The following is a 7,500-nucleotide window of genomic DNA, read 5'->3' as shown; positions in this document are numbered from 1 at the left end:
CACCACCCGATCCAACTTGTTAATGATATAGTATCCATTTCCCAATTTTACTTCAAACCCAAACCATTTGCAGGAAAAAAGCAATGGGTTGAACAAACTTTTGCATTTACACAGAAAAAACGCCCCACATTATGCGGGACGCTTTCGTCGTGATTTTTCTTTATTCCTCTGTCGGTTCGGTAGGTTCGATAGGCTCGGTTGCTTCGACAGTCTCTCCGTCTTGCAGATCTTCGATTCCCTCTTCTGCATCTTCATCCGTCATATCCTCTTCCTCAGTCGGAGGACATTTGGCGACTGATCCCACTTGCTCATTTTCAGACAAACGGATCAGTTTCACACCTTGCGTGTAGCGCCCCATCACAGAAATACCTTTCATTTCTGTACGAATGATGATACCGGAAGTGGTAATAATCATCAGATCTTCTTCAGGCTCAACGACTTTCAGACCGACGACCGGACCGCTACGATCCGTTACATTGTGTGTCTTAATTCCTTTACCGCCACGAGATTGAATGCGGTATTCATCGACAGGAGTCCGTTTTCCGTAACCATTCGCCGTTACAATGAGCACTTCTGCATTTGGCTTGATAACGTCCATATCGATGACATCATCATCGTCGTCAAGGGTAATCCCCTTCACACCGGTGGCGTTACGTCCCATCGTGCGTACGTCTCCCTCATTGAAACGGACGGACATACCTTTATGAGTACCCATAATGATTTGTTGTTGGCCATCCGTCAGACGAACACCAATCAACTCATCATCTTCGCGCAGGTTAACCGCAATTAGCCCGCCTTTGCGAATGTTTTCATAGGACTCCAGCGTAGTTTTCTTAATAATCCCCTTCTTGGTCGCAAAGAACAGGTAATGTTCTTGATCAAACTCTTTCACAGGGATTACCGCACTAACCCGCTCCCCTTTTTCAATCTGAATGAGATTGATGATTGGGGTACCTTTTGCTGTCCGGCTCAGGTCAGGAATCTCAAATCCTTTTAGGCGATACACCTTCCCTTTGCTCGTAAAGAACATGATGTAATCATGCGAGTTGGTAATGTACAGATGCTCGACAAAATCGTCATCCTTGGTTCCCAATCCCTGCACGCCACGTCCACCACGTTTTTGCGAACGGTAGGTCGAAACAGGCAGACGCTTGATATAACCGTCATGCGTCAGGGTGATTACGACATCTTCCTCTGGGATCAAATCAGCATCTTCGATATGATTCTCATCGAAAGTAATTTCTGTGCGTCTTTCATCGCCAAACTTCTCTTTGATCTCACCCAGCTCATCGCGGATGATCGCGTAGATTTTAGCTTCGTCTGCAAGAATAGCACGCAGTTCTGCGATTTTTACCATGAGCTCCTGGTATTCGTTCTCGATTTTTTCTCGTTCCAAACCAGTCAGGCGTTGCAGACGCATATCGAGAATCGCCTGTGCCTGCTCGTAGGACAAGGAGTAATTCTCCATGAGTCCTGTGCGAGCTTCTTCCGTGGTTTGAGAAGAACGAATCAAGCTGATAATCTCGTCAATATGATCCAATGCAATACGCAAGCCTTCCAAGATGTGCGCACGGGCTTCTGCTTGCTTGAGATCGTATTCGGTCCTTCTGCGGATAATGACACGTTGGTGCTCCAAATAGTAATAGAGCATGTCACGCAGATTCAATACACGCGGACGACTATCAACGAGTGCCAGCATATTCACACCAAATGTAGACTGCATTTGGGTATGCTTAAATAGATTGTTCAATACAACCTTTGGAATGACGTCACGGCGCAATTCCATGACAATACGCATACCTTTGCGGTCAGACTCATCACGAAGGTCGGTAATGCCTTCGATTTTTTTCTCGCGCACTAGCTCCGCGATTTTTTCCACGAGTCTAGCCTTGTTTACCTGATAAGGGATCTCTGTTACGATGATGCGTGGTTTGCCTTTCCCATCCTCTTCAATCTGGGTTTTGGCGCGCATAATAATGGAACCACGGCCTGTTTCATAGGCACGGCGAATACCACTGTAACCGAGAATCTCCCCCGCTGTAGGGAAGTCAGGTCCCTTGATGATTTTCATCAAATCTTGAATCGTAATATCAGGATTGTCGATCATGGCAATGACACCATCAACAACTTCCGTCAAGTTATGTGGCGGAATATTGGTAGCCATACCTACAGCAATCCCTGATGCACCATTCAAAAGCAGGTTCGGGAAACGAGAAGGCAATACAACCGGCTCTTCTTTGCGTCCGTCGTAGTTAGGAATGAAATCGACCGTTTCTTTATCAATATCGCGCAAAAGCTCCAGCGCGAGCTTGGAAAAACGCGACTCCGTATAACGCATCGCCGCTGCCGGGTCGCCGTCTACAGAACCGAAGTTCCCTTGCCCTTCAACCAGCATGTAGCGCATGTTAAAATCTTGGGCCATACGTACCATCGCTTCATAGATGGAAGAGTCACCATGCGGATGGTAGTTCGCCATTACTTCCCCGACAACGTTTGCCGATTTACGGAACGGCTTGTCAGGAGTAAGGCCCATATCGTGCATGGCATACAAAATACGCCTGTGTACAGGCTTCAAACCATCGCGAACGTCAGGCAAAGCCCGACTGACGATAACGCTCATCGCATAGCTAATGAACGATTCTCTCATTTCGTGGCTAATATCGACTTTTGGAAACCGAGCAGTTTCTTCTGCCATAAAGGGTAAACCTCCAACTGGTTATCACAATACTTCATTATACCATATAGAGAGAGGACACGTCCAAAAAAACCACTTAAATCAATCTATTTCCCTAAGATTTCCCTCTGAATTGGTCGTACACTCGGGCATTCCATTTCACCCCTAAATATTCCAGCTTTGTTTCACGCTGGATCACACAAAAACAAAAAAGGCCCCTACATTCTGGCGCCTAGAATTTCATGTCTTTTTACATGTAGTTATCATCATCTTTACAGCTTCACGACCATTTCCAATTCAGAGAAGCGAATCATTGTCTTCGTATCGATTAACAATCCGAACGTAATCACGATCATCTGTAGTAGTTTTCTCATGGTGTATCCCTCCGTTATTGAATGTACTTTCATTTTACAGAGTATGACCACGTAGTCCTATCGATTTGGGTTTCAACTTCCTTACACTATTGTAAGAAACGTAGGAAAGGAAGTATGGGAAAAGTGTGGGAAATGCCTCCAACAACTGCTTAAGTCTTTTTGAAGATGTACAATAAAGTGAGAATCTTAAGGTTCGCGGAGGAATCCCATGAAGATCTATCACATTGCTATCGTAGACGATGACATCAATATTCGTCAGATCGTCGAAGCCTATCTGCAAAAGGAAGGCTATGTTACAACTGCCATTGAATCAGCCGAAGAGGCCATTACTTTAGAGCAAGAGAATCCCCCCGATCTATGGGTATTGGACATCATGTTGCCAGGTATGAATGGCTATGAGTTTTGCCGACGTATTCGTGCTGGCTCAGAAACGCCTATCATCATGGTTTCCGCACGCGACGAAGAAGTAGACAAGATTCTTGGACTAGAGCTAGGAAGCGACGATTATCTCACCAAGCCTTTTAGTCCCCGTGAATTAGTGGCACGTGTGAATCGGGCACTCCAGCGTTGGAAACAAATGAAATCCCATGCGGAACAAACAGCTATTAGCGCTCTTGTTTTAGATAAGGAAAAACGTCTTGTATATTCTTTTGGGGAGGAAGTAGAGGTGACCTCGAAAGAGTTTCAAGTGCTCAGCCTTTTATCGGAGCATCCGAATCGGGCTTTTTCCCGTGATGAGCTGCTCTCTCTTATATGGGGATTTGATTATTTTGGAAGTGATCGAGTGGTTGATGATCTCATTCGTCGTATCCGAAAAAAGCTGGATAAGATCCCTCTTGAAACGGTTTGGGGCTTTGGGTATCGCCTGCGAACTTTGGAAGGAACGAAAGATGAATGAGTATCCATTTTCGCATTACGTTGATGTTCGCCCTTCTTCTCTGTCTTGTCATGGGGGTATCAGCTTTCCTGATCAATTCGTTTTTGCTTGATAATTTAATTGAGCAGCAAAAGAATGAATTAAACCTAAAAGGTCGATTCTGGATAGAAAAAATGAACGAATCGAATGCAAAGATTGAAACAGAGGGAGTCGCAGAACTCGAAAAGCTTCTCGTCTCCAATCGCAAGATAGAAGTTTTACTCTTAGGCAAAAAGAAAAAAGTACTCTACACGTCCCTGCCTTCTTCCAATTTGAATGGGTGGATGGATGCCCTTGAGCGTAAAGCGGAGAAAAGGCAAAATCGAAACATATGGATGGTCGGAAGCGATGATTATGTGGTCGTTAACCTGCCTTTTAAAAACGACGAAAAGCAACGACTGATTCTGGCCTCTCCTGTACGTGGACTTAAAGACACTCGTATGGAAATGACGAATAACATCTTGCTCATCGTTTTGATTGGAGCGGTATCTACCATTTTGCTCAGCTTTTTTATTACGCGTAGTATGGTGCAGCCACTGCATAAATTGACGAGAGAAATAAAAAAGATTCAAGCACGGCGTTTTTCCGAAGTCCAACTCATTCCTGCACGCGGTGAAATTGCTGAAGTCTCGAATAGTGTTTACTCCATGGCACAAGAGCTCGATCGTTTTCATGAAATCCAGCGGCAATTTTTACAGAATGCTTCCCACGAGCTAAAAACCCCTCTCATGTCCATTCAAGGATATGCCGAGGGAATTCGCGATGGTGTTTTTGTTGATGCTGCTGCTGAAAAGGGTTTTGATGTCATCGTTGAGGAAACCAATCGATTGAAGCATATTGTGACTGAAATTATATTGTTGGCCAAGCTTGAAGGCGAAGAGAATTTGTTTGATCCCTCGTGGCATTCCGCTACCGACCTGGTGACTCGGACCATTGAGCGTTTACACCCTTTGCAGCTCCAACACAATGTAACGATTTCAGTACGTCCGACTAAAACCAATGACGTAGTGTACGTAGATGAAGGAAAGTTTCTTCAAGCCCTGTTGAATATCATTGGAAATGCTTTGCGACATGCCAAGGATCAGATCACGATCGAAATTAAATCAGGCAAGCGTCAACTCCAGATAGAAGTACAAGATGATGGGGAGGGCATCGCGGAAGAACTTCTCCCTCATTTATTTCATCGTTTTGTGAAAGGAAAAAATGGTGATGTCGGACTGGGGCTAGCTATTTCTCGAGCAATTATCGAACGTTCGCACGGCTGTCTTCAGGCAGAAAACGGCCGACTCCACGGCGCTATCTTTCGCATCACCCTCCCCTTGTATCCCCAGCCTGAAAACTCACGAACACCCGAGTGATCTAATGTCTACTCGGGTGTTTTACTTTCCATCTATATATTTACCGCTACATGTTCCCGGAAACTTTCGCCGCAAGCGCGTTCCTTCCAATTCGCATAACTTTAAATGACTCCTCCACCGTATACAGCACAGCAGCACCTAATTGATGTGCAGCCAATAGCTACCCAATCTAAGCCATAGAAGACAATGACTAAGCCAAAAGTAAGCGTAGAAGAGGATAACGCTGCGGGAAGCAGCATTACCGAATATCGAGCAAGAAGAGGGAGAAATACTAGCTATACTGTTAGTGGATCCGACTGGAAGAGGCTTGTCTCATAATGACATAACTCTTTTTTAAAAAACATACGTCAGTCTTCAAATAGTGCAAAAAAACCATCCGACTTGGATGGTCTCTTTTATTCCCTGAAAACTGGATCTGCATGATCAGTTGCTAAGTGTGTGGATAAGTCCTCGACCGATTAGTATTCGTCAGCTCCACGCGTTACCGCGCTTCCACACCGAACCTATCAACCTCATCGTCTATGAGGGGTCTTACCAGCTTGCGCTGTGGGAAGTCTCATCTTGGAGGGGGCTTCACGCTTAGATGCTTTCAGCGCTTATCCCGTCCGCACATAGCTACCCAGCTGTGCCACTGGCGTGACAACTGGTGCACCAGCGGTGCGTCCATCCCGGTCCTCTCGTACTAAGGACAGCTCTCCTCAAACTTCCTACGCCCGCGACAGATAGGGACCGAACTGTCTCACGACGTTCTGAACCCAGCTCGCGTACCGCTTTAATGGGCGAACAGCCCAACCCTTGGGACCTACTTCAGCCCCAGGATGCGATGAGCCGACATCGAGGTGCCAAACCTCCCCGTCGATGTGGACTCTTGGGGGAGATAAGCCTGTTATCCCCAGGGTAGCTTTTATCCGTTGAGCGATGGCCCTTCCATGCGGAACCACCGGATCACTAAGCCCGACTTTCGTCCCTGCTCGACTTGTAGGTCTCGCAGTCAAGCTCCCTTCTGCCTTTACACTCTACGAATGATTTCCGACCATTCTGAGGGAACCTTTGGGCGCCTCCGTTACCTTTTAGGAGGCGACCGCCCCAGTCAAACTGCCCACCTGGCATGGTCCTCTCGCCCGATAAGGGCGACGAGTTAGAAACTCCGTACATCAAGGGTGGTATCCCACCGACAGCTCCACAGAGGCTGGCGCCCCTGCTTCTCAGCTTCCCACCTATCCTGTACATGATGCACAAAGTTCCAATACCAGGCTACAGTAAAGCTCCATGGGGTCTTTCCGTCTTGTCGCGGGTAACCTGCATCTTCACAGGTATTATGATTTCACCGGGTCTCTTGCCGAGACAGCGCCCAAGTCGTTACGCCTTTCGTGCGGGTCGGAACTTACCCGACAAGGAATTTCGCTACCTTAGGACCGTTATAGTTACGGCCGCCGTTTACTGGGGCTTCGGTTCAAAGCTTCGCTTGCGCTAACTCATCCCCTTAACCTTCCAGCACCGGGCAGGCGTCAGCCCCTATACTTCGCCTTGCGGCTTCGCAGAGACCTGTGTTTTTGCTAAACAGTCGCTTGGGCCTTTTCACTGCGGCCCCCTCGGGCTATTAACCCTACCGAGGCGCCCCTTCTCCCGAAGTTACGGGGCCATTTTGCCGAGTTCCTTAGCAAGAGTTATCCCGCGCACCTTAGGATTCTCTCCTCGCCTACCTGTGTCGGTTTGCGGTACGGGCACCTTGTTCCTCGCTAGACGCTTTTCTTGGCAGTGTGAAATCAGGGACTTCGGTACTTATATTTCCCTCGCCATCACAGCTCATGCTTCACGGTGTGCGGATTTGCCTACACACCACACTTACTGCTTGGACGGCCATCCAATAGGCCGCTCACCCTATCCTCCTGCGTCACGCCATTGCTCAAGCGGAACAGAGGTGGTACAGGAATATCAACCTGTTGTCCATCGCCTACGCCTTTCGGCCTCAGCTTAGGTCCCGACTAACCCTGGGAGGACGAGCCTTCCCCAGGAAACCTTAGGCTTTCGGTGGACAAGATTCTCACTTGTCTTTTCGCTACTTACACCGGCATTCTCACTTCCAAGCGCTCCACCGCTCTTTCCAGTACGGCTTCACTGCTGCTTGGAACGCTCCCCTACCCAGTCCGTAAGGACTGCCATAGCTTCGGTGATACG

General features: G+C 47.5%; 3 protein-coding genes and 1 rRNA gene (1 of these 4 cut by a window edge). 2 read left to right on the top strand and 2 right to left on the bottom strand.

The window, feature by feature from the left end; genetic code table 11:
- Positions 1–160: 160 nt before the first annotated feature.
- Positions 161–2,695, bottom strand: coding sequence for a DNA gyrase subunit A (gyrA, locus tag BBR47_RS00180; RefSeq protein WP_012683793.1), 2,535 nt, complete (start codon positions 2,693–2,695; stop codon positions 161–163).
- Between the two features lie 561 nt (positions 2,696–3,256).
- On the opposite strand from gyrA, the gene BBR47_RS00175 reads away from it, so the two are divergent.
- The gene (locus BBR47_RS00175) at positions 3,257–3,946 is read left to right on the top strand and encodes a response regulator transcription factor (protein WP_012683791.1); all 690 of its coding nucleotides are present in this window, start codon (positions 3,257–3,259) and stop codon (positions 3,944–3,946) included.
- A complete protein-coding gene (locus BBR47_RS00170; RefSeq protein WP_012683790.1) occupies positions 3,943–5,322 on the top strand; it encodes a sensor histidine kinase in 1,380 nt (459 codons plus the stop codon). The genes BBR47_RS00175 and BBR47_RS00170 overlap by 4 nt, the downstream gene beginning before the upstream one ends.
- A gap of 438 nt (positions 5,323–5,760) precedes the next feature.
- On the opposite strand, the gene BBR47_RS00165 is transcribed toward BBR47_RS00170, so the two are convergent.
- Positions 5,761–7,500, bottom strand: a 23S ribosomal RNA gene (locus BBR47_RS00165); it runs 1,189 nt beyond the window's last position.

The sequence above is a fragment of the Brevibacillus brevis NBRC 100599 genome (assembly GCF_000010165.1).
GTDB lineage: Bacteria > Bacillota > Bacilli > Brevibacillales > Brevibacillaceae > Brevibacillus > Brevibacillus brevis_D.
Note: the sequence above shows the minus strand (reverse complement) of the source record. Positions and strands in the feature narration are given on the sequence as shown.

Bases quoted from the DNA above. Each gene is read 5' to 3' on its own strand.
- gyrA (WP_012683793.1), bottom strand. From the start codon at position 2,695: ATGGCAGAAGAAACTGCTCGGTTTCCAAAAGTCGATATTAGCCACGAA.
- BBR47_RS00175 (WP_012683791.1), top strand. From the start codon at position 3,257: ATGAAGATCTATCACATTGCTATCGTAGACGATGACATCAATATTCGT.
- BBR47_RS00170 (WP_012683790.1), top strand. From the start codon at position 3,943: ATGAGTATCCATTTTCGCATTACGTTGATGTTCGCCCTTCTTCTCTGT.